This window comes from Desulfocapsa sulfexigens DSM 10523, assembly GCF_000341395.1.
Classification (GTDB): domain Bacteria; phylum Desulfobacterota; class Desulfobulbia; order Desulfobulbales; family Desulfocapsaceae; genus Desulfocapsa; species Desulfocapsa sulfexigens.
Genome location: NC_020304.1, coordinates 888,617 through 915,191, shown reverse-complemented (window position 1 = coordinate 915,191; position 26,575 = coordinate 888,617). Strand labels below are relative to the sequence as shown.

Genomic DNA, 26,575 nt, shown 5'->3' with positions numbered 1-26,575 from the left:
GTTGCATGAATACAATTCGTGATCTTGACTTGAAGGGAAAGCGGGTACTGGTACGGGTTGATTTTAATGTGCCAATGGACGGAGATGGAAATATAACAGACGATATCCGTATTCGCATGGCTTTGCCCACTATCAACCATATCCTGAATCAGGAAGCGAAACTGATTCTCTGCTCCCATATGGGTCGACCCGGCGGAAAACGGGTTATGGAGTTCAGTCTTGCTCCTGCTGCCAGTCATCTCGCCGCTATTCTCGAGCGCCCGGTGCTTCTTGCTCCTGACTGTGTCGGGGGAGAAAGTGAGGCTCTTGTTGCTGCGATGCAGCCGGGTGATGTGGTGATGCTCGAGAATCTACGTTTCCATAAGCAGGAAACTGAAAATGACACAGTTTTTGCCGAGCAGATAGCCCGCATGGCAGATGTTTATATCAATGATGCCTTTGCCGTATCGCACCGGGCTCACGCCTCCGTGGTCGGAATCCCTGCCTGTGTTGCTGAGAAGGCGGCAGGCTTTTTGCTGCAGACCGAAATGGATTTTTTCCACAAGGCCATGGACACTCCGGTGCGACCTCTGGTAGCCCTTGTTGGCGGCGCAAAAGTTTCTTCCAAACTTGGTGCTCTGAAAAATATGTTGGATAAGGTTGATACCATGATAATTGGTGGTGCCATGGCCAACACATTCCTGAAGAGTCAGGGGATTGATATGGGGGCATCAAAGATAGAAGAAGATCTTCTTGCCAGTGCCCGGGAATTTGTGCGGGAAGCTGAGGAGAAAGGGGTTAAGCTTTATCTTCCTGTTGATTTTGTCGCTGCGGATCGATTTGCTGCTGATGCTGTTGTTAAAAATGTCACCTCCCGTGATGTGCCTGAAGGCTGGATGGCGCTGGATATCGGTCCTGCAAGTACAATCTATTTCCAGGAAGCGATGGCGGATGCTCGAACTATCGTCTGGAATGGTCCCATGGGAGCCTTTGAAATGGATGCCTTTGCTCGTGGTACAATGGCTATATGCCAGGCGGTAGCCTCATCGCATGCCCTGTCTGTAACAGGCGGAGGAGATTCCAATGCTGCAGTGAAAAAATCGGGTGAAGCTGCCAATATCTCGTATATGTCCACAGGGGGCGGAGCTTTTCTGGCACTTATGGAAGGGAAGACGTTGCCTGGTGTGGAAGTCCTGAGAAAGTGATCTTTCTGATAATTTGGTAATCTGGAGGTGGAATGAAACGTAGACCATTACTTGCTGGAAACTGGAAAATGCATACTACTGTAATTGATGCATGTCAGCTGGCCGCTGCGATAGGGAAATGTTCCGCCGGGTTGGCTGACCGAGATGTCCTGCTGGCCCCGCCATACACGGTGCTCAGTGAGGTGGCGCATGTCCTGCAGGGCAGTGATGTCCTGATTGCCTCTCAAAATGTTTGCTGGGAAGCTGAGGGTGCTTTTACCGGGGAAATATCGCCAACCATGATCAAATCAGCCGGAGGAACAGCCGCCATAATCGGGCACTCTGAGCGTCGGCAGATTTTTCATGAAGATCATGCGATCATTAATAAGCGAGTTCTCGGTGCATTGGCATTCGGTCTGATTCCGGTTTTTTGTGTTGGAGAAACTTTGGAAGAAAGAGAAGGTGAGAAGACCTTTGAAATATTAGAAGAACAGCTCCGAGAAGGACTTGCAGGGGTTAGTCTCCAGGATATGGGGAAAACTGTTGTGGCCTATGAGCCGGTATGGGCGATAGGTACCGGAAAAACGGCCAGTAAGGAACAGGCTCAGGAGGCTCATGCCTTTATTCGGAAACTATTAGCAGAAATGTTTGAAAAAAATATTGCCGACACCGTTAGAATATTGTATGGTGGCTCGGTCAAACCTGATAACGTCGATGAACTAATGGCGCAGACCGATATAGACGGTGCGCTTGTCGGCGGTGCGGCGCTTGATGCTGATTCGTTTTGTAGAATTATTAATTTTATTTGAGACCAAGTAGTTAATGCTAACTCTTTTAACCATTGCTCATGTTGCAGTATGTTTCTTCCTGATTGTCATTGTCCTGCTCCAGCATGGAAAAGGCGCTGATGCAGGAGCTGCATTTGGTGGTGGTGGGTCTAGTCAGTCGCTGTTCGGGTCAGAAGGCCCTGTGCCGCTGCTTAATAAGATTACAACAGCATCTGCAATAGTTTTTATGGTTACATCTGTAAGTCTTGCTTATATTTCATCGACCTCAAGTACCGGATCATTGATGAACGTAGTACCGCAAGCTACTATGGTGGAAGAAAAAAAAGAATCTGCTGAAACGGTAATCCCAATGCCCACAGCGGTATCTGAAGAAGCTTCACCTGCTCCGGAGGCTCCTAAAGCTCAGGAATAAAATAAGTCATAGAATTGTGTGCCGAAGTGGTGGAACTGGTAGACACGCTGTCTTGAGGGGGCAGTGGCCCACGGTCGTGCGAGTTCGATTCTCGCCTTCGGCACCATTAACTAATCCATCATAGTCCATAGATGGACATCAAACCCGCAACCAGAATTGGTTAGCGGGTTTTTTGTTGTTTTTTTCTGTACCCGTTAAACAAAGCCGGGTTGAGAGAGATCTCTCGGCCCGAGATCGAGAAAACTCACATGATAATTGGATAGCAATATGTGAACAGCGATTTCAGAGCACTAATTGAAAAAGACAACTGATTCATGACTGTATATTTCCTAATGTGACGGAGGCTGAGCAGGTGTTGTTTCTCCTACCCTGAAGTTCTTTCTGATCGCTAAGGGAAACATTCGGTAGGCGGGTGTAAGTATCCAGATTGATATGGGATAAGGTTTTGAAATGATGAGAAAGTTTCTTAATCGTAACGCCACTTTTTTATGGCAGGAGCAGGCGACGATACCTTGTCAGAAGATGTATTCCTCTAATGCAAATGTTTATCATCCTTCATTTCCACCCATGGCTTGATAGAAGGCGGCACTATCGATAAGGCGTTGTGCCTGCGCCTCGACCAGAGCTACTCGTACCTGTTGTGCCTGCTGTTGTGCAATGAGTAGACCGACATAGCTCACGGCTCCAAGGGCATATTGTCGCCGGATGGATTCCAACGATTCCTGCGTTGCCACATCGACAGCGGAAAGGGAAGTCAACCTTTGAGTATCGTTATCCAAGGCACGCAGCACATCAGCCACATTACGTAACGATTCGAGCACTACATTTTGGTAACTGGCCGCCGCTGCATCGAATGCAGCCAGGGCTGCCCGTTTTTGTGCTGGTAATCCCGGATTAAACAGGGGTTGCGTCAGCTGTCCGACCAGACTCCAAATAGCTGAGTTGCTGCCAAACAACGCACTGGTGGTTAAGGCCTGTGAACCAAGATTGGCGCTGAGGGTGAGTTGGGGGTAAAGCTGGGCAATAGCCACACCGTATTCTGCATTGGCCGCATGCAGCAGGGCTTCGGCAGCCAGAATGTCGGGGCGGGTGCGAACCAGTACGGAGGGGACGGTTAGGGGCAGATCAGCCGGCAGAGTGAATTCGTGAAGGGAGAAGGATGGTCCTTCTCCGTTCCCTGGAGCCCGACCGGTGAGTACAGCAAGCAGGTGCTCGTTTTGCTGAAGTTGATTCCGCAAGGGTGGAATACTGGCACGGGTCTGTTCTACCTGGACTTGCAAGGCCAGGACATCATCTCGATCGGCCTGGCCAAGACGTACACGCTCTCTGGTCAGCTCCATCTGTTCTTCCTGGGACTGAAGGATGGCCTCTGTGGCCTGGATTTGACCAGCAAGCTTGGCCTGAGTGACAGCGGTTGTAACAATATGAGTTGTTAGCGTCAGTCTGGCTCCTTCAAGTTGGAAGCGTTGATAATCAACCTTGGCGGCCAGGGACTCCAAGGCGCGTCGGTTACCGCCGACCAGGTCGAAGGTGTACTGAACGCCGACACTGGTGTTGTAAATACTGAATTCCTGGGTATCACCACTCTGCCCTGATAAAATGCCGGGATTAGAGCGCAGCCGCTGGCCACCTACGTTGGCACCAAGCTGGGGATACAGGCTCGAGCCAGCCTGGGCAGCATACAGTTCATCGGCCTGGCGTAGCGTAGCCTGATAACCAATCAGTGTGGGGTTAGCTTGCAAGGCTTCATCGATCAGGGCGTTTAGCTTTGCTGAGCCGAGCTCATGCCACCATTGTTGATTGACCAGGCCGTCCTCGCTGATACGCTGTGATCCTCCAAGGTTTATTGGAGTGGGGGTGTAATTCTCCACCTTAGGAGATTGGGGGCGCTTGAAATCCGGGCCAATCGAACAAGCAGCCAGCAGGCCGGCAATGATAGATGCAGTGAAGATGTGGCCAGTTATTGTTTTAACGATGCTCATAAAAATACTCCTGAAACGGTATGCGAAAATGCTGATGACAGGAAAGGCAACTGGTTTGCAAAGTTGCAAAGGCAGAAACCACCAGTATTCCATCCTGGCGCTCAGCTGCTTGACTGAGTTCCTGACCTGCCTGGCTGGTTTTCTTGTCGTAGTTCTTATACGTGTTGACATCCGAACCGACAAAACCAAGGATACGGATCTTCTCGGTCAGCGGCGGCTGAGGATGGCCGGCAATCCGCAGTGCACTTTCTGACACCTGTTGCCAATCTTCACGAATAATACCTGCGGTAATTTTCTCCATATACATGCCCTGGTCTTGCATGATCTTTACAAGAGTGAGCGGCCCTGCCTTCGTGTTGGTATCAGCCAAAGCCATAATGCCAGCGAGCAGCAACGATGTCCCAATCGTACTGACAGCACCGATTGTTTTGATAGCTTGTTTGTATTTCATTGGTAGTTGTGAGCCTCTCTTGCTCTGCTTTCACTAAAAATCGCGACCTTCTCCGGCTTCCTCGTAGGTTACGCCATCACGGATATGATAGATGCGTTTGAAGGTCGGGATGATTTTTTCATCATGGGTGACTATGATGATAGCCGTTTCGTACTGGTGAGCCATATCGTTTAAAATACGAATGACAGCCAGTGCCCGTTCGCTGTCGAGAGGTGCCGTAGGCTCGTCGGCTAGAATTACCGGTGGGCGGTTAATCAAGCCCCGGGCAATGGCTACCCTCTGCTGCTCACCTCCCGAGAGTTGGGATGGCATGGCCTTGGCACGATGTTCCACATCAAGGGCTTTTAGTAACTCTATTGCCCGCTCACGTGCTTCACCATTTGGCACACCTGCAAGCATGGGGAGCAATGCGATGTTGTCGGTTACATCGAGGAAAGGAATGAGATACGGAGCCTGGAAGACAAAACCAATTTTATCGCGGCGCAGGGCGCGCAAATCCTTCACTTTCCAGCCATCGTCATAAATGACCTCATCTCCAAGAATCATTCGCCCGGCAGTGGGTTCGATCACCGCTCCGAGGGATTTCAGCAACGTACTTTTGCCTGATCCTGACGGTCCGATCAGACCGACCACTTCACCTGGGGCCACATGCATATCTACCTTTTTAAGGGCATCTACGGCGGTTTCTCCGTTGCCATAACGTTTTTTTAATCCTTCGATTTGAATACCTTTATAACCCATATCAACCCCCAATGGCCTCAGCCGGATCGACCTTGAGAGCAGCACGAATGGCGATAACGCTCGACAGAATGCATATCAGCACTACGGCGGCAAAACCGACGACCGAGTCGAGGGGCTCCAAAAGGACATATTTAGGAAAAAACGGTGCCATCAGTAAAGTGGCTGTGATTTTTCCTACGACAAAACCAATCATGCCTAGAGCAACAGACTGTTGCATAATCAAAGCGACAATGGTCCGGTTTTTAGTGCCGATTAATTTCAGCACGGCAATTTCGCGTATCTTGCCAAGGGTCAGAGTGTAGATAATGAAAGCAACAATAGCTGAGCTGACAACCGAAAGAATAACCAGAAACATGAATATCTGTTTTGCCGCAGTGGCAATGAGTTTACCAACGAGTATTTCCTCCATCTGGCTGCGCGTGTAGACTGTCAAGCGTTTCCAACGGCGGATCGATTCTGCCACAATATCAGGGTTGTGGCCCGTTTCAAGCTGCACCAGTACTGCATTAACGTAAGGATTGATGCTTTGGGTGGCGATGATCGCATCGAGTAAACCTGGAACGTTCGGTTGATTGAATGCCGGGTTGGCAGTGGTGCGACGCCGTTGCTGGTGGATGGCGTCATTGTCCTTGAGAAATTGGGCCTCCTGAGCATCCTTGAGTGGGATGAATACCATTGGATCACCATTAGAAGAGACCATTCTCCTGGTCAAGCCAACCACAGTGTAGTAGTTGCGGCGGATCTGGAGCTTATCGCCAAGCTTAAATCCGGAGGCGATATCCGCCACGGCCTCGTAATGGCCACGGGTGATCTGGCGACCGGCGACGAGATATGGGGGCCATCCGGGGGTACCGGGCTCTCCGGGAGTGATGCCGGTAACCATGGTTCGTACATCTCGTTCGCCTTGCTTAACCTGCATGGTAAGATAGGTAACATTGGCAGTCCTTACAACGCCAGGCATGCCACGAATGGAGCGCCAGGCGTCATCGTAGATGCTTGACGGTTCAGCATAGGGACCGAGGGTGTCTTGTTGAACAACCCAGAGATCAGCGCCACTGTTGTCAAGAAGCACCTTGGCATCATCCACCATGCCTCGATAAATCCCAGCCATGGACAGTGTCACGCCGATAAGCAGCCCAAGGCCGACACCGGTAAAAACGAATTTGCCCCAGGCATGCATGATGTCGCGTCCCGCAAGGCTGATCATGGCTTTACACCAGGGATGTGATCAACAACATCAATGCGGGTGCCTGCTGTCAAGGACTTTGCACTATAAACCACGATTTGGTCTCCATTATTGAGTCCCTCGCGAACCTGCACATGACCCTCCAGATCAGCAACACCGAGTGAGACCGGTGTGAAGTGCAGATCACCATTTTTTACCTGCCATACCCCCAATCGGCCATCGATTCGCTGGATGGCTGCGTTGGGAATAATTGGTGCAGCTGGGAGTGGCAGTAAAAACACTGTTATTTCGGCCAGTTCACCTATTGGCGGCAGTGGCTCAGGACGCTGATTGAACACCACCTTAGCCAGGGTTTCCTCAGTCACGGCATCGGCCAATGGTTCAACCCGTATCACTCGACCCCCTAGAACTTTTTCCGACTGAGAGCGGAGTACGATCTGGGCTGGCAGATTGGCTGCTACTCCACCTGAGTGAATTTGATCAAAGCGCACATTAACCCACATTTTTAGGGGATCGACCAGCTCTACCACTGCCTGGCCAGCCACGATTGTCGTACCTGGGTCAACATTGCGCAGGGCGACCAGTGCATCAGTCGGGGCGACAAGTTTCAGATTGTTGCGTTGGGCTATCAGGGCATCGCGTTCAGACTGGACACGATCGAGTTCCTCAGAGGCTGCCTTTAAAGCTGCCGCAGCCACATCAAGTTCATGATTTTTAGTAGCAACGCTTTCCTCACTGGTTGATCGCGCGGCCAGTAATTGTTCATACCGTTGAGCCTGCGTTAGCGCATAAGTCTGCCTGGCCTTGGCTTCACTCAACTGGGCATTGGCGCGCTTCACTGCGAAATCTTGAGCGTGGATTCTGTCGTCAAGATCAACGGGGTCCATTACGCCAAGTACCTGCCCGGCCTTAACAAGATCTCCAACTTGAACATCGAGGTGTTTCAGGCGCCCCACAAAGGTCGGACCGATCTTGTAGGTGTATTGAGCCTCGACATTACCGATGCCAAAGAGTGCAGGTGTAATGCTCTGTTTCTTTACCGTGGTCACGGTCACTGGTACAGGGGCCAGCGGCCCTGAACGCAAAGCGACATAGATAAAGAGAGCCAGGAGTGGCAAAATTACCACCACCAGTGCCAGGGTACGTCCTTGTATGGGGAATTTTTTCATTGCATGCTCCTTATGCCACGACGATAGATATTGAAAACCCTCGGTGCATCACGACGAATATGATCCACATCACCTGCCAGGAGTGATTGCATTATGAGCCCCTGAATGGTGCCGATAAAGAGAGTGGCAGCCGCCTCTATGTCGAGATCAGCGTCCAGTTCTTTTAGTATTTTTCCCTCTTTGAGCAACCGGTGAAGGCGTTCGCCATAATGCTTGATGAGTGCCTGTACCATCATCTTGGAAGCGGTTTTTTCAGAATGCTGCAACTCGCCAAACAGAATGCGGGGAACGCCAGGATGTTCAGCTACAAACAGCACATGGGCCATGAACATGGCTTCAAGAGAGGCGAGTGGCGATGGGGCCTCCTGTATGGCCTTATCCAACCTTGTCAGCAGTCGCTCGGCCACCCATTCCATCACTGCCTGGAGAATGGCTGCCTTACTGGGAAAGTGTCGAAACAGAGCGCCCTGTGTCAATCCCATACGGGCAGCAATAGCAGATGTAGTGATATCATTCGGATTTTGTTCTGCAGCCAACTCAATCACGGCTTCGACAGTTACTGTACGGCGCTCTTCTGCCGGAAGATGTTTGCTCTGGGTTACCATAAAACCTCCTGAAAAGATAGTAATTGATTACTCACTTTAAAGGTATGGTGTACTTCGGATGTTGTCAAGCATGTTTTTTTGATATTAGCGAAAAAATCTAAGTGATGGTATCAGTCAAGGAAGTAACAGATTTACTAATGGGTAGTCCCTAAGTTGTTATGGAGAAGGTTCGTAAAGTACCATTTCCAACATATTGACAACATCGTTTGGCCAGATTAATGTGAAAACAAATTCACAAAAGTGAGACCTGCGACTGTGGAAAAGCGGTTGATTGCTGCCCGGTTGAAGCGATAGAGGTGAAGTAACCACATTGATCACTAGCAAAAAAGAGAGAGTGACCATGGAAACAGCAAAAAGTTCCACCCAGCCTTGTCTGCCAGAAAGATTAGCCATTTCCGATGAGGACATATATGAGGCGATGAAGGAAATTTCTGGCTACCTTGACATCACTGCAAGTGACTTTAAGGAGCTGTATAAACTTTCTTATCAGCATGCCATGGAACGGCTGACCAACTCTATACTTGCCAGAGATATCATGAGCCGAGAGGTAGTAAGCGTTGCTGCAAATACCCCACTGCTGGAAGCGGCAAAGCGAATGGCAGCTGCCTCCATCTCGGGGGTGCCGGTTTTGGATAACGAAGAAAGAGTGGTGGGGGTTTTGTCAGAACAAGACTTTCTCAAGGATCTGGGTACCAACAACAGATCTTTTATGTCTATAATCACTAACAGTCTTCAGGGAAAAGGGTGTGTTGCTGTATCTAGTCCTGAAAGGGTGGCTGCTGATATTATGAGCCATCCTCCATTTACGATCAGAGAGAATACCCCCCTAGGTGAAATCACAGTCATAATGTCAAAAAATAATATCAATCGGCTCCCTGTGCTCGATCAGCAAGGAGAAAAGATTGTGGGTATTCTTTCCAGGGGCGATATTGTCCGCTCACAACTTTTGTAAGAGGAGAAAGCACACAATGGCATACTTTCAAAAAATGAAGGGGATCACTAAAAGTCCACCTCGACCAGGATTGTCGGAAATAGCCTGGTCCTGGTTGGGGGCTTTTCTGGGGATAGCGGCAGTTGCCCTCCTTCATTATAATTTTTTGGCTGAAAGTGACCTGGTGATGATTATCGGTTCTTTTGGTGCGTCCGCCGTTCTCATTTACGGGGCTATAAGAAGTCCCCTGGCTCAGCCACGTAATCTGGTCGGCGGTCACATTTTATCGGCCATCATAGGGGTCTTTTGTTATCAAACATTTCATGGCCAGATGTGGCTGGCTGCAGCCCTTGCGGTGGCCACCGCCATTGCTGTTATGCACGCTACCTGTACCCTTCATCCGCCAGGCGGGGCCACTGCCCTGATTGCTGTTATCGGAAGTGATAACGTTCATGCCCTGGGATATCTGTATGTCATTGTACCGGTGGCGTTAGGGGCAGTAACAATGCTTATCATCGCCCTGCTGGTCAATAATATACCGAGAAATCGACGTTATCCGGAATTCTGGTTTTGAGTGTCTGAAAATCCCCAGATCTGGGATGGACTCCTTGGTACAGGCTGATGTTGAATCGATGGCCAGGTAGGTTTTGATGCCTTTACCGGGGAACACGTTGCCAGTGCGAAGTTGTTGAGAACAGCCTTTTCCGCTTTTGAATTCGACAAATTCTTCTATTCAGCACCTTTTCTTTGTGGTTATGCTCTGACCTTCTACAGGGCAACAGTATGGACATTTCTAAAAGGCATTCGTACTCTAATATTCTTTATCACCTTCGGTTTGTAAAGTTATTGTAAAGAAGCTATAGAAAATTAGATTCCAGCCCGATTTGAATATCAGTGGAGATAAAACTATCTCCATGTACAGTTGATAGAGGAATGCTTTTACAGGAGATTGGAAACGGACATCCTCTCTTTCATCATCTCCATAACCAAAAAAGGAGTCATTACGATGAACGGAATAAGTGGATCGTATAGTTATTCTTTTGCTAATATGCAGCAGGCGCAGGGCGCACGGCAAGGGCAAGGGAAAGGAGCTGAAGGACGATTTAACAAGCTTGACGCCGACAAAAACGGCGCTATTGATCAGGCTGAACTCCAGACAATGGCCGACAAAATGTCTGGGATGACAGGCCAGACAATGAACGTGGCGGAGGTAGCAAAGACCTATGATGCCAATAATGACGGGCTGATGGATAGGGGTGAAATGGAATCCATGATGAGAGAAATTCAGGAGAAGACGGGAGGTCTTCGAAGCGGGGCAGCATCTTTGCAATCCCATGCTGCCTATCAATCAAATGCGGAAAATGATTCCTTCTCGACATTGATGGATATGTTTGGGGAGCAGGAGGAGGATCCAGAGGATTATTCCCCGGTTAATATCCAAGCTTAATGCAAAGAGATGCACAACTCTATTAGCGACCAAGATGGAGGGGATGTCATCGGGGCTTGAGCAAAATGTTAGGGCCTTTGGGATTATTCCGAGGCCCTAGTCCGGGTTTCTCACGAGTTGAGATGACCACAGATGTGAGGGGCGAGCGAGAAAACAGGATTGGTTATATTGAAACGCTTTTGGTGAACATTTTGTTAACAAACAAACCATTTAGCATTTGTTGGAGTATATTAAAATTTTGGAACAAAATATTCATGAGAAAAGTGGGCTGATTACGACAACGGTAAGTGAATCTCAATTATCAGACCGCCTTCCTCGGCATTTCTTGCTACTATTCCACCGCCATGCATCAGGATCGCCTGTTTGGCGATGGCCAGGCCGATACCCGTGCCGCCGCTGTCACGGCCACGCGACTCTGCTACCCGAAAAAAAGGTTTAAAAATATGTTCAAGATACTTCTGCGGTACACCTGGGCCATGATCTCGGACAATAATAGTTGCAGAATCCTTACCTTTTGATGTACTGATCTCAACGGCGCTTCCGGCTGTAGTATAGCGTAAGCCATTGCGAATCACATTCTCCAGAGCCCGACCAAGCATCTCCATGGAACCGAACATTGTAATCTCATTCAGGTTTTGTATTTCTATTCTTCGATCCCGACTGGCAGCCTCAAAATTGGCATCACGTACAATATCATTCAATAATTCATGTAAATGCACTAGCTCTTTGGGTGTGTTATCCACACTCCCTTCAAGCCTGGTCAAGATGAGGAGCTGGTCAATGAGTTCACTGAGCCGTCCAGACTCTTTTTCAATTCTCGCAAGATAAGGTTCCGCATCGCTGAATCGTTGCCGGGCCAGTTCCACCGCAAGATTCTGCCTGGTCAACGGGGAACGCAGTTCATGAGAAACATCGCGTAACAATCGCTTCTGAGACTGGATTAAAGACTGGGTTCGTTCGGCCATCATGTTAAAATCACGGCTCAAATCCGCAATTTCATCTCTCCTGCGATTGCAAAGATCAACCCGGGCTGAGAAATCACCTTTGCTCATTCGCTGGGTGGCCTTGCGTAAATCACGGATTGGTGCAGTCAGTGAACGGGCCAGCAGGTAACAACCTGCCGCAGCAACAGAAACTATTACAATTACGGGTAAGCCAAAACGTTGACGAAAAAAGAGTAGCCGATGCCATACTTTTTCCTGTTTATTGTCTATAAAAACACGAGGCCGCACAATCCTGGCCGTGCTTCCGATGAGTGTCATTATCTGTCTGTTTTTGCTAAAAAGGGGAATGGCGACAATGATTTCTGTTTCGGATAGGTTGTATTGAATATCATGCGATTTACGGGAAGAAACAACAAGATCAGCAGCGTTCGGTGGCAGCTTGTGATCTGAAAAGGTGCTGTTGTCTTCCTGCAGCAAAACAATTCGACTGTGGTGCTGTTTTCCAACTTCCTGTAAATAAGCAATCAATGCTTCCTTGTCGCCAATTTCAAGTATCTTCACTGCCGCCAGGCCGATTACCGAAAGAGAATGAGTCAAAGATTGAATCTGGTTATGCTCCACCCGCTTTTTAAGCTCACCATAGGGGCCAACTTGTGCCCAATAAGAGATCATCACCGTGGTGAAACTGGCAAGCAGTGTGATAAGAAGAAAGCTCATAAAAAGTTTACAAAAAAGGCTACGCATGATTACAAATCCTGATGTGCTTGGGTATAAAGATAGCCAACACTGCGTATGGTCTTGATCCGTTCTCGGTTGTCTATATTGTGCCCCAGCTTTTTTCGCAGGCTGCTGACATGGACATCGATGCTGCGGTCAAAAATCTCAAGCTTACGATTCAAAACCCTTTGGGTCAACTCCTCACGTGTCAATACCTGACCAGCCTTACGCAACAACTCATAAAGCAAGGAAAACTCGACGGCGGTAACTTTAATGGTATTGTTATTCTGTTTCACACTCCTTGAACCAAAATCAAGTACAATATCATCAAGTTCAATCCGGGACGTATTCTCCAACTGCTGTTTTTCTTCTGGCTGAACTCGACGCCAAATGGCTTGAATCCTGGCCACAAGTTCGCGAGGGTTAAATGGTTTGGGCAGATAATCATCCGCCCCCATCTCCAGGCCAATAATACGATCAATATCCTCACCTCTGGCTGTAAGCATCAGCACAGGAACCTGCGAAGATATCCTGAGATTCCGCAAGAGTTCGAATCCCGTCATGCCTGGAAGCATCACATCAAGAACCACCAGACAGTATTCACCGGATAAGGCCTGCCGTAAGCCGCCGTGTGGCTCATTCACTGTTTCAACTCTAAATCCTTCTGGCTGTAAAAATTCAACCAGCAACTCGCACAGTTCTTTGTCATCATCAATGACTAAAATTGTTTTCATATCGTCTCCTCCGAAGATCATTCTCTCTCGGATACTACTGCACTATTTCTAATCAGTGTAATAGCTTTACACAACTTTACACAACTTGACCGGAGCTTAACAGCAATCAGTCAGAGAGTGCTGTACTTTAGAAAAATCCAAGGCTAATCGACAAATCATTATCGATTCAAGTCAAGAGGTTTAACAAAAAACAAAAGAGAGAACATTATGAAACCAACTAAGCTCCTTACCCTCTTAATTCCTCTGGTAACCATCTCTCTGGTTGGATGTAACGAAGTGGAACTGCAAAGCCAGTGGACTGAACCGATTTCTTTAAACGGTAGAGATGCTGCCTGGCCGGAAAATCCACAGTATTTTGATGAAAATTCCAGGGTGCGAGTGTCTATGATGAACGATGAGGATAGTCTCTATATCCGCTTGTTAAGTAGAAACCAGGTTACCAATATGATGCTTTTGCGAACCGGTTTCACCGTATGGCTTGATGACACAGGAGAGAACAGAAAAACATTCGGCCTACAGTTCCCACTTGCCAGACAAAATCTGATCCCGGGACGCATGTCAGACCATAAAACAAGAAATGGTATGGAGGAAATGCTGGAAGATACACAGTACAGCCTGGCCATACTCAGTGGGGTGGAAGAGACCCGTCAAACATTACCGACGAACAAAGCTGAAGAAATGGGGATATATGTCCGACTCGGAATGCAGCAAGGGTATCTGGTTTATGAACTGAAAGTTCCACTAACTTACTCAAAAAAAAACAACACTATCGGTGTCGGGCTTGAGACCGGTAAACCAGAAAAACCATCCGGCAAAGTATCTTCCGGTGGTGGTCGAGGCGGAAGGGGTGGTGGAGGAGGTGGCAAAAAAATGGGAGGAAAAGGAGGTGCACAGGGCGGTGGCAGCCATGAACCGATTGAAATATGGGCAAAAGTATACCTGGCTAAGAATGCGACCCTCAAGGATCGTGAGGGTGTAGGAAGAAATGGCATACAATTGCTTGGAAACAAGAGCCAAAACAAATGAGATGGAGCAGGTGAGGAACTTAAGACGGCCTGTGAATTATGATTCCCAAAAAAATATGGAGGAAAAATCATGACATGCAAGATTCAAAAAACAGCAATTATGTTGACCATGACGTTCATGACAGCAGCAACACCGGTATGGGCAGTAAACGATTATTCCAGCATGAGTAATGAAGAACTCAGTAACTCGCGGGGAACTCTGCAGGAGGCAAGCGAGGAAGAGCGTAATGCTTTTCGTTCTGAATGGCAGGAGCGCATGCAGAATATGACGCCAGAGGAACGGCAGCAATACACTGGACAACCAGCCAATGCAAAAAGAGATGATAGTAGTACTCAGCAAAGGCGTGGGAGTGGTGGGGGAGGTGGCCGGAAACGCTAAAGCTTATATCTGTGTCGATGTAGAAATTATATAAGAAAATATTTATCTTTATTAAATTTTCAAAAGAGGAATATAAAATGAAAAAAACCTTATTAACTGTAGCAACGCTGACTGTACTCGTTGCTCCTGTGAGTTCAATGGCCGCCAAAGATTCCTTTTACATTAAGGGGAATATAGGCATAGGTATGGGTATGGATGCTGATATAGACAACATGCCAAATGGAGGCGGGACAGCCAAAATGACATATGACAGCGGCTTTGTAGGTTCTCTTGCTGCAGGGTATGATTTTGTGAGCCCGATGCGTATGGAACTAGAGATTATCAAACAAAAGAATGACCTTGATATAACGTACTACAACAACTATTACGGTAGCTTTAACGAGGGCGACCTGAAAACTCTTTCCTTTATGGTCAATGGTTTTTACGATGTTGATACCGGCTCTGCCTGGACACCATTTGTCGGTGGCGGAATAGGCTGGTCTAAACTTGACATCAACGACGCTGGCTTTAATGATTCCGACAGTGACGATGTATTCACATACCAGTTCATTGGGGGTGTAGCCTATGCTTTCAACGACCAGTGGTCTGTTGATGCTCAGTACAGGTTTATTGGTACCAGTGAGGCTAGCATTGATGGTGCTGATTTCAATGTTAACAGCAATGACCTGATGCTTGGACTACGTTACAGCTTTTAGGAACTGTAACGTAGCTGTATTCAGCGTGACATTATAGAAGAACACTAAAGAGCACTTGAAAGCTTTTCTTCAGTGCTCTTTATTTGTTACTCCTTTCAGTTCGATTAGCAGGTTGTTAGTTTTGGCACCCTGAGCACAAAATAAGGATAAATAAAAATGACAAAAACTCGTATTGCCTTGGTCGCTGTTTTAATGATGATACTCTCCCTGTCAGCCGCTAATCTTATGGCCCAGGGAAGGGTGAATGGAAAACAGGGAAACAGTCCTCCTTTTCTAATAACAGGTAAAATTCCTCACCTTACCCAGCTGCTGATGCAACAGTGGGATAATCCGGAATTACGTCTTTCAGAAGAACAGAAGGGCAAACTGCTTGTAGTGAGGAAGGAAACTATTGAAGATGTTCGAAAACTGGGTCAGGAAATTGCACCGCTGGAGAAACAGGTTGCAGAGGGGATTTTATCGGGAAAGACTCCCGATGAGCTACAATCACTCGTTCAAGCCATTGCCGGGTTGAAGGCTGAGGCAAGCATGGTTCATCTTCGCTGTGTTTACAATACCAGTAACATACTTGATCGCCAACAACTGGATTTGCTGAACAACTTGTAGTCGATAGTGATAGGAACTTGATTTTGTCTTTTTCGGGATTGACAACACAACAGGGACTGCCTAATGTGAATTTAAGTTCACTTAAGGAGCAAATAATATGACTACGGAAAAACTTTCCTCGGGCATACGGAAGGAACAGATCGTCGAAGCTGCCTTGCACATCCTTAGTGATAACGAGGTGAAAAAGCTGAAGGTCACTGAGATTGCCGCCCATCTGGGTTTGGCCCCTTCGGCACTCTACCGTCACTTCAAAAACAGGGATGCAATCTTAAGCGCAATCCTGGAACATATACGGGGTAAACTCTATAGAAATATAGTGAATGTTCGGCAGATAAGAGAAAACGCCGTCGATCGCCTCCATGAATTGCTTGTCCGTCATAGCAGGCTGATCATCCAGAACCAGGGTATCCCGCGCATCGTCTTTTCCGACGAGTTGTGGGGGCAGAAACGGATCAGGCGTCAACAGATGTTCTTTATCGTCAGCAGTTATCTCGCAGAACTGGAAGAGATCATTCGTGAAGGACAGGCTAAGGGAGAGATTCGGAGTAGCCTGGAACCTGGAGCCGTAGCCAGGATGTTTTTTGGTATTGTCCAGCCAGCGGCCCTGCTCTGGCACATGAGTGAAGGACAGTTTGATGTTGAGGGGCATTTCAGCGCAGCATGGCCACTTTTTCGACTGCTGCTGACCGGAAAAAACGAGCGGGGTTCCGGATGACGACAAGTAGAAACAACCTGGGGCTGTGCACTTTTTTGCTTGGCTTTCAGGGATAATATTTTTTTGCCTATTATGTGAAAATGATTTCACAAAGGAGGATGTTATGGCAAAGCCTATCGTTGATCATGAATTGTGTATTGGCTGTGAAATATGTGCCGAGCTCTGTCCCGAAGTTTTCGAAATCCGAGACGAGAAATCCTGGGTCATCGGATCTGACAAGTGTTCCACCTGTAACTGCGAGGAGGCGGTGGAATCGTGCCCGGTCGGTGCTATCGAACTTGAAGATGAGTAGTCCTGTTCAGGACATACGGATACAACAAAAGAGGTCGTCCGAGGTGGTTTTTACTTCGGATCCTTTCCTTATGTGAGGAGGAGTTCCATGAAAAAGATAAGTCTTGATGAGACCAGAGAGTTTACGGAAGGCGGAATGAAACGGTTCTTCCTTGTCCAGGATTCGCCCAATTTTAAAATAATCAACTTCAATCTTTCTGCTGGTCATACCTTTCCGGTCCACTCCCATGATTTGGATGGTCAGCTTTCCATCCATGTCATCGAGGGGAGTGGGTATTTTCTGGGAAAGGATGAAGCTGAGATACCTGCCAAAACAGGTGATATTCTTATTTCTGAAATAAGGGAGCCGCATGGGGTTAAAGCGGAAAGCGATATGCGTATCGTGGTCACCATCACCCCTCCGATTTAAATTAAGAAAAAGAAAAGTATTGATTCAAGTCAATGAAGTTTTGAAGAATAAAAATAAACTTGATTACCATCGAAACTCAGCTTAGCAACCCGGAGTTGTTCCGTGTCGATTATATGGGACGCCATAAACCCATCCCTGGGGGCTCTGCTGCGGCCGTCCAGGCCGCAGATGCCCATATCATCAACACGAAAAAACTCCTCCTCAGCCGGGTAGGCTGAGGAGGAGTGGTAATCAGGAAAATAAATGAAGGATGACGTGACCGTCACTGTACCATATTTATTTATGTCCCCATTTTATAGAGGAGATTTAGCATGTTTTGTAACCAGTGTGAACAGACAGTAAAGGGTATTGCCTGCACCAAGATAGGAGTGTGCGGAAAAAATGATGAGGTCGCCGGCCTTGAGGATTTGTTGACCCACGCGGTACAGGGACTTTCTCTTGTTGCCCATGCCGGACGTCAGGTGGGTGTAGTTGATAACAGGGTTGATCGTTTCACCTGTGAAGCGATCTTTTCTTGTCTCACCAACGTTGACTTCGATCCAGCCAGATTCGAGACCCTGATCAGAGAGGCCATTACCCTGCGTGACGAGCTGAGAGCTAAGGTCGAAGCGGCTGGCGGTACGGTGACCAGCTCGGCTGCCGCCCTGTCTTTCTCTCCCGCTGACAGCCTTGCCGGTCTTGAAGATCAGGGCAAGGCGCTGGACTTCATCCCCGGCCTTGATGCCAATGAAGACCTGCGTTCCCTGAAGCAGATTATTATGTATGGACTTCGCGGCTTGGCCGCTTACACAGACCATGCTGCCATCCTTGGTAAAGAAGACGATGCGGTCTATGCCTTCATCCATGAGGCCATGGCTGCCATTACCAGCAAGATGGAGCTAAATGACCTGGTGGCCATGGCACTTAAGACCGGTGAGGTGAATGTTAAGGCCATGGAGCTTCTTGATGCGGGTAACACCGGCACCTATGGCCATCCGGTACCCACTGAGGTACCCCTGGGCCATATTCCCGGCAAGTGTATTCTGGTAACCGGCCATGACCTGAAAGATCTGGATATGCTGCTCAAACAGACCGAGGGCAAGGGGATTACCATCTACACCCACGGCGAAATGCTGCCCTGCCACGGCTATCCGGAGCTAAAGAAATATCCGCACTTTTACGGTCATTATGGTACTGCCTGGCAGAACCAGCAGAAGGAGATGCCCGAATTCCCGGGAGCCATTCTGTTTACCACCAACTGCATCCAGAAGCCGGCGGATTCCTATAAGGACAACGTCTTTACCACCGGCCTGGTAGGCTGGCCTGACGTGGCCCATGTTGAAGGCAGCGGGGAAAAGGATTTCAGCGCTGTTATCGATCGTGCCCTGGCCCTGGATGGCTTTACCGATAAGGTTGACAATGGTTCTGTCATGGTCGGTTTTGCCCGCAACGCCGTGTTAGGTGTAGCTGACAAAGTCATCGGTGCGGTGAAGGCCAAGGCCATCCGCCATTTCTTCCTGGTGGGCGGCTGTGACGGTGCCAAGCCGGGTCGCAATTACTACACCGAACTGGTGGAGAAAGTGCCGGAGGATTGCATGGTTTTGACGCTGGCTTGCGGAAAATTCCGCTTCTTTGACAAGAAGCTCGGCGATATCGGCGGTATTCCCCGTCTTCTTGACGTGGGACAGTGCAATGACGCCTATTCTGCAGTCCAGATTGCCGTAGCCCTGGCTGGTGCCTTTGACTGCGAGGTTAACGATCTGCCCCTGTCACTGGTTCTTTCCTGGTACGAGCAAAAGGCTGTGGTCATCCTGCTGTCCCTCTTCTCTCTGGGCATCAAGGATATCCGCCTCGGACCCAGTCTACCGGCATTCATTACCCCGAATGTCCTAAATGTCCTTGTGGAGAACTTCAATATCATGCCCATCTCCACCCCAGATGAAGACCTGAAGGCCATTTTAGGATAAGGGCGTGGCCTGGAAAAGCGACTATGCCCGGTATGACAGCCATAATGTCAGGGGGTTTGGCGACTTCTCCAGGTTACTAGCCGAATGTTCGATGCTCGTTCCTCGCATCTATGGTCATCCCGACTTGTGTGAAATCCGGGTTAGGAATAGAGGTTATTTTTTTTCTTCCATGTGAACGGGTTTTCACATAGTATTGCTATACGAACTTTTTCTTTTATGAGGCACACTATGAATATTACAGAATGGGATGAGTACTTAATCGCCGAACATGAAATGATCGAACGGGCCATGGCGGTCCTCAAAGAACAACTGGCAAAACTGCGTGAGGGGCGGTGTGATTTGGTGCAACTGCGGCGGGCCGTTGATTTTCTCTTGGAGTTCGGCGATAAGATCCACAACAAGAAAGAGGAGGAAAATCTTTTCCCTTTGATGGAAGAGCGTGGAGTGCCCAGAAATGGCGGGCCTCTGGCGGTAATGCTCATGGAACATGATGCCGAGCGCAACTTGCTCTCCTCTATGCTCATGAAGCTTGGTACCCTTAATACCATATCCACCACCGAGCAGAATAGCTTCTGTCAGGAGGCGGAGGATTACCTGCGTATCCGAGCCGACCATATTTGGAAAGAAAATGATGTGCTTTACCCCATGGGTCGCAAACTCATGCAGGAGGGCGACAACGAATACCTCATCAACTCTTTTGCATCTATTAATTCCGAGACCTACGGCCCAGATGCCTGGCAAAAATTCCAGCAGATGGTTCTGGAGGTAGAAAAAACAGATGAACGGCGTAAAAAGCTGATCGAAGGTCTGAGCTACAAACAGCTTGACGCCATCATGGAGGCCATGCCCTTTGAGGTGACCTTTGTTGATGCTGAGAACAGTGTTGCCTACTTCAACCGACTGGACAAGGAAAAGCTCTTTCCGCGCACCCGATCAGTCATTGGCCGCAAGGTGGAAAAATGTCACCCAGCCCATTCCGTCGACACTGTCCGCAAAATCGTCCAGAGCTTTAAAGATAAAACTCGTGACAAGGCTGAGTTCTGGATCGATTTCAAGGAGGATAAGATCCTGATCCGCTACTTCCCCGTTTACGATGATGACGGTGTCTATATGGGTGTCCTGGAGGTTACCCAGGCCATCGGGGCGATTCAGAAAATCGAAGGAAACAAACGGCTGCTGGACTGGTAAGCTGGTGAAATACAAACACCAAAAGGTGATGCTGGTGCTATCGACATCTTACCAGAGATGAATTTTTCAGGGAAGAGGCTGCGTGGCTGTTCCAAGGTGGCATGGTTATGATCATCGACAGCAATAAGACTCATGATATTGGATATCTGTATGCCTTCATTTCTGGGGGACTGGGGACATTAATCATGCTGGTTATCGGCTTGCTGGTCAATAACTTGTCCGCCAGAAGGCAATACCCGGAATTCTGGTATTGAAGGAACTGGCGGTGAGCACAAAAAAATTGTCCATAAGGATTTCCGACAGCAGATTTTATTATAAGTGCACCATAGGCAACATTACGTGTTCAAGCTTCAGGGCAAGTGGTCTTCCAGATCAGTTTGATGAGAAGACACGTGCCCCCATAAAACTGATACTTACCAGCAACCAGACAATATCCATTTCTGTCAGGGTCTGTAACATAATCACGCTATCAGATAATCAAGGAAGGGAGATCGATTTTCAAATTCTGGATCCACCAAGATTATGGAGAGAGTATGTCGATTTCGTCACGCGGAATTATTAACCACAGGGAGAGACTTTGATATTTTGATGTAACTCAAGGGAATTCCCAGTGTGTTCAGTTATTTTTTTATATTTTGTCTCACATATTTCATACCTAAAAGGGAGGAACGTAACAAATGAGAAAAAAAAACTTTGTGGCAATAGCCGCTACAGTAGGTTTACTGCTGTCGGTAAACTTTGCCACAGCCGGTGATGCCTGCATCGACTGCCATACCAAAGTGTCACCAGCTATGGTCAAGGATTATCAATCAAGTAAACATGCCGAAAGCGGAGAAGTGACCTGTTCCACCTGCCATGGCGAGGAGCATAAGACCGCAGAGGATTACAAAAATGCAAAGCTACCGGATGAGCATGTCTGTGCCGAGTGTCATGAGGAGCAGTTCAACGAGTTCGCAAGCGGCAAGCATAATTTTGGCTGGACATCGCTGAATGCTATTCCAGCCACCCATGCCGCCCCTGATGAGCTGATCGAGGGTGGGCGCGGCTGTGGTGGTTGTCACAATATGGGAATAAAAACTGAGGAGCAGAAAAAGGAACAGGTAGCCAAAGGCTACCGTTACCAGAATAATTCATGCGATGAATGCCATACCAGGCATTCCTTCTCCAAAAAAGAGGCTCAGAATCCGAGGGCCTGCCAGCAGTGTCATATGGGCTACGATCATCCCCAGTGGGAGATGTGGTCAAGCTCCAAACACGGAATGCGCTGGTTCGCCAAGCAGAACGGTGATCTGCCCGCCGACGCTGCCGCTCCCACCTGTCAGACCTGTCATTTACCGGAAGGCACCCACCACAATGAAACCGCCTGGGGGTTCCTCGGTGTCCGCCTGCCTTTGCCCGATGACAAACAGGCTGCAGATGATCGTGTCACTATTTTGAAGGCTCTTGGCGTGCTTGATCCCAAGACCGGAGCCCCCACACCGATCCTGGATGCAGTTAAAGCCGTACGTATGGCCAAGCTTGACCAGGAGTCGTGGCAGAAGGAACGTGACAAGATGCTGAAAACCTGCCAGCAGTGTCATTCTGCAAGCTATGCCAAGGAACAGCTTGACATGGGCGACTCTATTATGATGAAAGCCGATCGGTTAATGGCTGAGGCTATTACCACGGTTGCGGCTCTTTATGAAGAGGGCATCATAGAAAAACCGGCAAACTATCCGGCAAACTATCCGTTCCTCCTGACTTTCATGCATACCAATGGTGAACGTTGGGATAAGGATCTGGATAAACTCTCCTACATCGACCAGGTTCTAGTGCAGATGTATATGAAACACCGGATGCGGGCCTATCAAGGTTTCTTCCATGTCAATCCTGACTATGCCTATTGGTATGGCTGGAACGAGATGACCAAAGATCTTGGTGAGATAAAAGAACTTGCCCGCACTATGAGGGCGACGCATAAGAAATAAGACCGTACAGGATATGTGAGATGGAAGGCTGCTGTTGTTGTTCGATAGCAGCCTTTTTTTTTGTGTTTACAGTAATTTTTGAGCAGCTACGGTATTTTCCTGTACATAAAACCTCTACAGAAAATTACGCTCTTTTGAGAAATAAAACACAAAATGCTCAACATGCTCAATAGTAGAAAAATGGGTGTTTTTACTTCACTTCAGTTCACGATATCAATGATATTTTATCTTTTATGCGAAGGAACTACAATAATTGGAGGAGTAAATAGATACAACAACTGCATCTTGCCGGAAAAGCACTTCTGCTCATTTTTTCCATCCTTTTTTGTTTCCCCTCCCTCATCAGCCGCAAAGTAAAACATGCAATTGAATTATATCTGCCCGGCTTCTGGGCTACTTGCAAAAAGAATCCCAGAAGAGCTTATGTCAGCTGATTATTTCTTGTCTGCCAACAACAAATGGATGAACGCCTTGGTGAAAGCTGGTTATGTTGATCCTGCCGCGGTAAAAACATATTGGGAAAACCAACTGGTGGTTATTTTTTTAATACGAAAATGTTCTCGGTCATTTCGTATTGAGCTATTCCGCTTAAGGGCGAATGGCGCGGACCCATCCCTTTTTTTTGGGGAAAAACTGCCGTTCAGGGTCACAATTGGCATCGAGTTCCCAACTGCCAACGCGCCCCTGAAGGTCTTCTTCGTCCGACCAGTAGGTTCCTTCTGCCTGCAGGGTGCAGTTTCCATTTTCGTGGAGGTCAAAAATAATATAGAGCTCATAGAGTTCTGCGACCGTTGGCAGACGCCAGTCATGATACCCGCCTGCTTGTAAAGTTTCGGTGTAGTTTTGAGCAGCAGCGAGTGATCTCAGAGTCCTGCTTCTTTCTACTTGCCACATCTGTCCAGTTTTAGTGTCCTGGCAAAGATCATTGTCTACAGCAATTAGCCTGGAGCTGGCTGAGGGACTGTCTGTCACCGACTGCTTGGAAAAGCTGCTGCAGCCGCTAGTGAGAAAGAACGTCAGGATGACAAAGGCGAGCAATACGGTTTTGGACGCTCCTGTTTGAGGCCAAGCGCGTGTTGACTTTTTTTGCAGGTTCTTAGTGTTACTGTCTTCCATGATACACCTCCTGTAAGGCGAATGTTTGATGTGTACCGACCAGACGGTACAATTTTTGGTGCAAAAAAACTACCTTCGGCATTTCAGAAAGGAACGGATGGCCAGGATACAGTCTTCGAGTCCCTTTTTGTTGCCATAGACCCGTGAAAACATGATCCCTCCTTCCAGCATGGAAACAATGGCAGTTGCCAGGGAATGGGATGGTATTTCACTTTTGAATTCTCCAGTGTCAGTTGCCTGCAGTACCTGCTGTTCTATCCTGGTTGTCCAGTGGGTGAAAATTTCCTGTATAATTTCTCCGAATCTGGGGTTGGAATCTGTCATCTCCAGGGCCGTATTACCAAACAGGCAACCGCCGACAAAGTTTGTTTGCTGCATGAGTTCCATGACTGAATTACAGGAGTTGATTATTCTGAGAATCGGGGTTTCTCCGGTCAGAGAGTTTTCCAGAATATGGAAAAATTCATCCCTGGCATCAATCAGCACGGCCAAGCCGAGTTCCTCTTTGCTGGGAAAGTAGTAATAGAGATTTCCTTTTTTACCCTTGTCGCAGCAATTATTTCACTGATGCTTGTGTTTTGAAATCCCTGGACAGTAAAGAGCTTACGGCTCTCTGTCAGGATGTGTTTACGAGTCTCTTGACCTTTAGTGGGCATGATGAATCCATTAGTAAAATAAACTGACCGTTTGGTACATAATAGATGGTGGAATCTCATAAAGCAAGATTTTTCTCAATTCCTTCTTCTAGCTGGCATAAAAACATCTGATTGACGAATCCTTGTTGCCATACTGATGAAATGGAATAATTTCTCCAGTTTAATTCTGGTAAGAAATGTGATACTTTCAAATAAAATTCTGGCAATACTCAGGTATTTCTTGTCTTCTGTAGTGGTCTCCAGAATAATAGTCAAAAATCTTCTTTTGAAGATGTGGCTACCGCTACTTGCAATGCACCTCAATGTCTTAGTAGTTTTTAATGTATATGATGTTTTTCACCATGCAAAAGCCTTAACTTTTTCAGGTAGACTGAAACTCCAAGCTCCAGTAAAGAAGGATACAGAATGAAATCACGATCAATTCTTTGGATTGTCTGGGTGATAGTTTCCTTCACTCTTCCAGTGCAACTTGCCCGCTGTGAAAGTGTCAGTATTCCCATTAGTATCGATTTTCCACTTTTACGTGCTCTTATCGTTCAGGAGGCCTATTCCGGACCGGGTGAGACCGCAACTGTTGTAGACGAACCAGGGGGCTGCAATCGGGTTTTCCTTTCTGCACCGGAGATAGGAGTTGATCGGGATTTTTTGCGATTTCAGACAGCTGTCCGCCTCAAGTTGGGGACAGGGTTTGGTGACTATTGCCTGGCGCCACTTGAGTGGGAAGGTACTGTCATTATTAAGCAGCGTCCCCGTATTGATGAACAGTGGCAACTCTCGTTTGATATCCTAGATTCCAGTCTCCTGGACAAAGACGGGCAGCCCCCGAAACTTGCGGGACTTGTCTTTGATCAGATCAAGGGCTATCTGCACCCTTATCTGCAACAGATCACAATCGATCTGTCCCCACCTGTTAGAGACCTGAAAAGTTTTCTGCTCCCCCTGTTTCCATTTGAACACCAGGATGCTGCCATCCGCTTTCTTGCAGGTATGCGGCCACAGCAACCGATTGTCATTGCCGAAGGCCTTCGGATCGATGTTCTTTGCGAGGTGGAGACATTTGAAGAAAGTCGGGTCGGTCTGGTTGCCAGTCCGGAAGCGCTGGCGAGGACCATGGAGTTGTGGCAGACATGGGATAACCTTTTAATATATCTTATCAGTCAGCTCTCTGACCAGCCTTTAACCCATGATGAACAGTCCGTTCTGATGGATACCCTGTTGACGGTGCGTTATCAATTTGAAGAGGCCTTGAGAGAGGAAAAGCTAACCAGCAATTTTATCCGGGAACAGTTTGTCTGGAGCTGGCAACAAATGGAAAGAGTGTTTCGCAGGCATCTTACAGATTCTTCATCGGATAACCTGCTCGGCTACCTCGCCTTTTTTACTGCCACCGACGCCCTGGTTGCGCTCGATCGTGTTGGACCGGCGATAGGTATTGAAATCAGCCGTGACGGTTTTTATCGTCTAGCGGAAATGATCAGTTCTGACCCTGTTGGGCAGCTGCAGGAAACTCCTGAAGTTAACAGTCTGTTGCGGAAGATTTTGGGCTTGGGTGAGCCGCTGGAAGTTCCAATCCAGGAAGATGAACCGGATCAGGTTGATCAAGGAGAGGAAGACCAGCCAACGTCCATGTTGCCCATTCCCCCTGGCTGGAGAATATGGGAGCTTCTCGGGTGTGCAGAGGCATGGGCCGGTGAATTCAAGATGCCTGCCCTGAATGAGATTCGTGGCTGGACAGCAGAAACAACCCCTCATGATATTTTACTACAAAAAGTGAGTAAGGTTCTTGAGGAGGCAACGGTGAAGGAACATAAAAATCTGAATCTGCCAGCAGTTGTTGACAGAAAATGGTTTGGAATTATGTTACGGGCCACTGCCTGGCAGGAGAGCTGTTTCCGACAGTTTCACATTGAACGGGATAAGGTTACCTATCTGCTCTCCTATAATCAAACCTCGGTGGGTCTGATGCAGATCAATGAGCGGGTCTGGCGCGGTATATACGATAGAGAACAACTGCGCTGGAATGTCCGCTATAATGCCCTGGCTGGGGCGGAAATCCTGATTCTCTATCTTAATAAGTATATTCATAAAGAAAAACCACCTGTTACGCTTGGGACTGCTTCTGGAAAACGTTTTCTCGCTGTTTGGTTATATGCACTTTACAATGGTGGTCCCAGTCAGTTAAATAAACTCCCGAAACGGTATCTTAAAAAACAATTGTACCAGAGTGAAGAGCTCTTCCTTGTAAAGTACGACCAGGCACAGGGAAGGGGTTGGACAAGCCAGGTTACATGCCTTCCGGTTAATTGAAAGTA

General features: G+C 47.9%; 29 protein-coding genes, 1 tRNA gene and 1 pseudogene. 21 read left to right on the top strand and 10 right to left on the bottom strand.

All coding sequences use genetic code 11. The features are described from left to right. Positions 1 to 5: 5 nt before the first annotated feature. From UWK_RS03980 to UWK_RS03965, 4 genes are all read left to right on the top strand, one after another. Entirely contained in the window at positions 6 to 1,184 is a 1,179-nt protein-coding gene (locus UWK_RS03980; protein WP_015403060.1) for a phosphoglycerate kinase, read from the top strand. Positions 1,185 to 1,216: 32 nt separating this feature from the next. Next, on the top strand, positions 1,217 to 1,972 hold the full coding sequence (gene tpiA, locus UWK_RS03975) for a triose-phosphate isomerase (RefSeq protein ID WP_015403059.1): 756 nt from the start codon (positions 1,217 to 1,219) through the stop codon (positions 1,970 to 1,972). A 13-nt stretch (positions 1,973 to 1,985) separates the two neighbouring features. Further along, positions 1,986 to 2,363, top strand: coding sequence for a preprotein translocase subunit SecG (secG, locus tag UWK_RS03970; protein ID WP_015403058.1), 378 nt, complete (start codon positions 1,986 to 1,988; stop codon positions 2,361 to 2,363). 20 nt (positions 2,364 to 2,383) lie between these two features. Then, a tRNA-Leu gene (locus UWK_RS03965) sits at positions 2,384 to 2,469 on the top strand. A gap of 442 nt (positions 2,470 to 2,911) precedes the next feature. On the opposite strand, the gene UWK_RS03960 is transcribed toward UWK_RS03965, so the two are convergent. The 6 genes from UWK_RS03960 to UWK_RS03935 are packed head-to-tail and all read right to left on the bottom strand — an operon-like array spanning position 2,912 to position 8,497. Further along, the gene (locus UWK_RS03960) at positions 2,912 to 4,345 is read right to left on the bottom strand and encodes an efflux transporter outer membrane subunit (RefSeq protein ID WP_015403057.1); all 1,434 of its coding nucleotides are present in this window, start codon (positions 4,343 to 4,345) and stop codon (positions 2,912 to 2,914) included. Beyond that, on the bottom strand, positions 4,332 to 4,796 hold the full coding sequence (locus tag UWK_RS03955) for a cytochrome c (RefSeq protein ID WP_015403056.1): 465 nt from the start codon (positions 4,794 to 4,796) through the stop codon (positions 4,332 to 4,334). Before UWK_RS03955 ends, UWK_RS03960 begins: the two co-directional genes overlap by 14 nt. Positions 4,797 to 4,829: 33 nt before the next feature. Further along, positions 4,830 to 5,537: an ABC transporter ATP-binding protein gene (locus UWK_RS03950; protein ID WP_015403055.1), complete on the bottom strand. Its 708-nt coding sequence runs from the start codon at positions 5,535 to 5,537 to the stop codon at positions 4,830 to 4,832. A 1-nt stretch (position 5,538) separates the two neighbouring features. Continuing rightward, positions 5,539 to 6,744, bottom strand: coding sequence for an ABC transporter permease (locus UWK_RS03945; RefSeq protein ID WP_015403054.1), 1,206 nt, complete (start codon positions 6,742 to 6,744; stop codon positions 5,539 to 5,541). After that, a complete protein-coding gene (locus tag UWK_RS03940; protein ID WP_015403053.1) occupies positions 6,741 to 7,892 on the bottom strand; it encodes an efflux RND transporter periplasmic adaptor subunit in 1,152 nt (383 codons plus the stop codon). Before UWK_RS03940 ends, UWK_RS03945 begins: the two co-directional genes overlap by 4 nt. Continuing rightward, on the bottom strand, positions 7,889 to 8,497 hold the full coding sequence (locus UWK_RS03935; protein ID WP_015403052.1) for a TetR/AcrR family transcriptional regulator: 609 nt from the start codon (positions 8,495 to 8,497) through the stop codon (positions 7,889 to 7,891). Before UWK_RS03935 ends, UWK_RS03940 begins: the two co-directional genes overlap by 4 nt. 340 nt (positions 8,498 to 8,837) lie before the next feature. Between UWK_RS03935 and UWK_RS03930 the strand changes: the two genes are divergently transcribed. The 3 genes from UWK_RS03930 (at position 8,838) to UWK_RS03920 (ending at position 10,875) form a co-directional block, all read left to right on the top strand. Continuing rightward, positions 8,838 to 9,449 carry a CBS domain-containing protein gene (locus UWK_RS03930; protein WP_015403051.1) on the top strand — a complete coding sequence of 204 codons (612 nt, stop codon included), beginning with the start codon at positions 8,838 to 8,840 and terminating at the stop codon, positions 9,447 to 9,449. Between the two features lie 16 nt (positions 9,450 to 9,465). Next, positions 9,466 to 10,002: an HPP family protein gene (locus UWK_RS03925; RefSeq protein WP_015403050.1), complete on the top strand. Its 537-nt coding sequence runs from the start codon at positions 9,466 to 9,468 to the stop codon at positions 10,000 to 10,002. A 432-nt stretch (positions 10,003 to 10,434) separates the two neighbouring features. Beyond that, on the top strand, positions 10,435 to 10,875 hold the full coding sequence (locus UWK_RS03920; RefSeq protein ID WP_015403049.1) for an EF-hand domain-containing protein: 441 nt from the start codon (positions 10,435 to 10,437) through the stop codon (positions 10,873 to 10,875). Between the two features lie 272 nt (positions 10,876 to 11,147). Here the strand turns inward: UWK_RS03920 and UWK_RS18185 are convergent, their stop codons facing one another. Beyond that, positions 11,148 to 12,563, bottom strand: a complete 1,416-nt coding sequence (locus tag UWK_RS18185; protein ID WP_015403048.1) for an ATP-binding protein — start codon at positions 12,561 to 12,563, stop codon at positions 11,148 to 11,150. A 2-nt stretch (positions 12,564 to 12,565) separates the two neighbouring features. Continuing rightward, complete coding sequence (locus UWK_RS03905) at positions 12,566 to 13,270, bottom strand: response regulator transcription factor (RefSeq protein WP_015403047.1); 705 nt, start codon at positions 13,268 to 13,270, stop codon at positions 12,566 to 12,568. Positions 13,271 to 13,477: 207 nt separating this feature from the next. On the opposite strand from UWK_RS03905, the gene UWK_RS03900 reads away from it, so the two are divergent. The 13 genes and pseudogenes from UWK_RS03900 to UWK_RS20115 all read left to right on the top strand — a co-directional run. Then, the gene (locus UWK_RS03900; RefSeq protein WP_015403046.1) at positions 13,478 to 14,296 is read left to right on the top strand and encodes a hypothetical protein; all 819 of its coding nucleotides are present in this window, start codon (positions 13,478 to 13,480) and stop codon (positions 14,294 to 14,296) included. 69 nt (positions 14,297 to 14,365) lie between these two features. Continuing rightward, entirely contained in the window at positions 14,366 to 14,674 is a 309-nt protein-coding gene (locus UWK_RS03895) for a DUF1104 domain-containing protein (RefSeq protein ID WP_015403045.1), read from the top strand. 77 nt (positions 14,675 to 14,751) lie between these two features. After that, the gene (locus UWK_RS18180; protein ID WP_015403044.1) at positions 14,752 to 15,369 is read left to right on the top strand and encodes an outer membrane protein; all 618 of its coding nucleotides are present in this window, start codon (positions 14,752 to 14,754) and stop codon (positions 15,367 to 15,369) included. Between the two features lie 156 nt (positions 15,370 to 15,525). Further along, positions 15,526 to 15,975, top strand: coding sequence for a hypothetical protein (locus UWK_RS03885; protein ID WP_015403043.1), 450 nt, complete (start codon positions 15,526 to 15,528; stop codon positions 15,973 to 15,975). 97 nt (positions 15,976 to 16,072) lie between these two features. Then, on the top strand, positions 16,073 to 16,690 hold the full coding sequence (locus UWK_RS03880; RefSeq protein ID WP_015403042.1) for a TetR/AcrR family transcriptional regulator: 618 nt from the start codon (positions 16,073 to 16,075) through the stop codon (positions 16,688 to 16,690). Between the two features lie 103 nt (positions 16,691 to 16,793). Continuing rightward, the gene (locus tag UWK_RS03875) at positions 16,794 to 16,982 is read left to right on the top strand and encodes a ferredoxin (protein ID WP_015403041.1); all 189 of its coding nucleotides are present in this window, start codon (positions 16,794 to 16,796) and stop codon (positions 16,980 to 16,982) included. 87 nt (positions 16,983 to 17,069) lie between these two features. Next, a complete protein-coding gene (locus tag UWK_RS03870; RefSeq protein ID WP_015403040.1) occupies positions 17,070 to 17,390 on the top strand; it encodes a cupin domain-containing protein in 321 nt (106 codons plus the stop codon). A gap of 311 nt (positions 17,391 to 17,701) precedes the next feature. Beyond that, entirely contained in the window at positions 17,702 to 19,336 is a 1,635-nt protein-coding gene (gene hcp / locus UWK_RS03860) for a hydroxylamine reductase (protein ID WP_015403039.1), read from the top strand. Between the two features lie 4 nt (positions 19,337 to 19,340). Further along, a complete protein-coding gene (locus UWK_RS19250; protein WP_153304816.1) occupies positions 19,341 to 19,511 on the top strand; it encodes a hypothetical protein in 171 nt (56 codons plus the stop codon). A 53-nt stretch (positions 19,512 to 19,564) separates the two neighbouring features. Then, positions 19,565 to 20,524 carry a PAS domain-containing protein gene (locus UWK_RS18175; RefSeq protein WP_015403038.1) on the top strand — a complete coding sequence of 320 codons (960 nt, stop codon included), beginning with the start codon at positions 19,565 to 19,567 and terminating at the stop codon, positions 20,522 to 20,524. A gap of 107 nt (positions 20,525 to 20,631) precedes the next feature. Then, positions 20,632 to 20,778, top strand: coding sequence for an HPP family protein (locus UWK_RS19245; RefSeq protein WP_167320715.1), 147 nt, complete (start codon positions 20,632 to 20,634; stop codon positions 20,776 to 20,778). 423 nt (positions 20,779 to 21,201) lie between these two features. Continuing rightward, the gene (locus UWK_RS03850) at positions 21,202 to 22,491 is read left to right on the top strand and encodes a multiheme c-type cytochrome (protein WP_015403037.1); all 1,290 of its coding nucleotides are present in this window, start codon (positions 21,202 to 21,204) and stop codon (positions 22,489 to 22,491) included. Positions 22,492 to 22,851: 360 nt separating this feature from the next. After that, a pseudogene (locus UWK_RS20115) lies at positions 22,852 to 23,019 on the top strand (substrate-binding domain-containing protein); the annotation flags it as partial. A gap of 60 nt (positions 23,020 to 23,079) precedes the next feature. On the opposite strand, the gene UWK_RS03845 reads toward UWK_RS20115, so the two are convergent. Both UWK_RS03845 and UWK_RS03840 read right to left on the bottom strand, forming a co-directional pair. Further along, the gene (locus UWK_RS03845) at positions 23,080 to 23,607 is read right to left on the bottom strand and encodes an Lcl domain-containing protein (RefSeq protein WP_015403036.1); all 528 of its coding nucleotides are present in this window, start codon (positions 23,605 to 23,607) and stop codon (positions 23,080 to 23,082) included. A gap of 69 nt (positions 23,608 to 23,676) precedes the next feature. After that, entirely contained in the window at positions 23,677 to 24,093 is a 417-nt protein-coding gene (locus UWK_RS03840; RefSeq protein ID WP_228130060.1) for a TetR family transcriptional regulator C-terminal domain-containing protein, read from the bottom strand. A 575-nt stretch (positions 24,094 to 24,668) separates the two neighbouring features. On the opposite strand from UWK_RS03840, the gene UWK_RS03830 reads away from it, so the two are divergent. Continuing rightward, the gene (locus UWK_RS03830; RefSeq protein WP_015403034.1) at positions 24,669 to 26,570 is read left to right on the top strand and encodes a lysozyme family protein; all 1,902 of its coding nucleotides are present in this window, start codon (positions 24,669 to 24,671) and stop codon (positions 26,568 to 26,570) included. Positions 26,571 to 26,575: the final 5 nt, after the last annotated feature.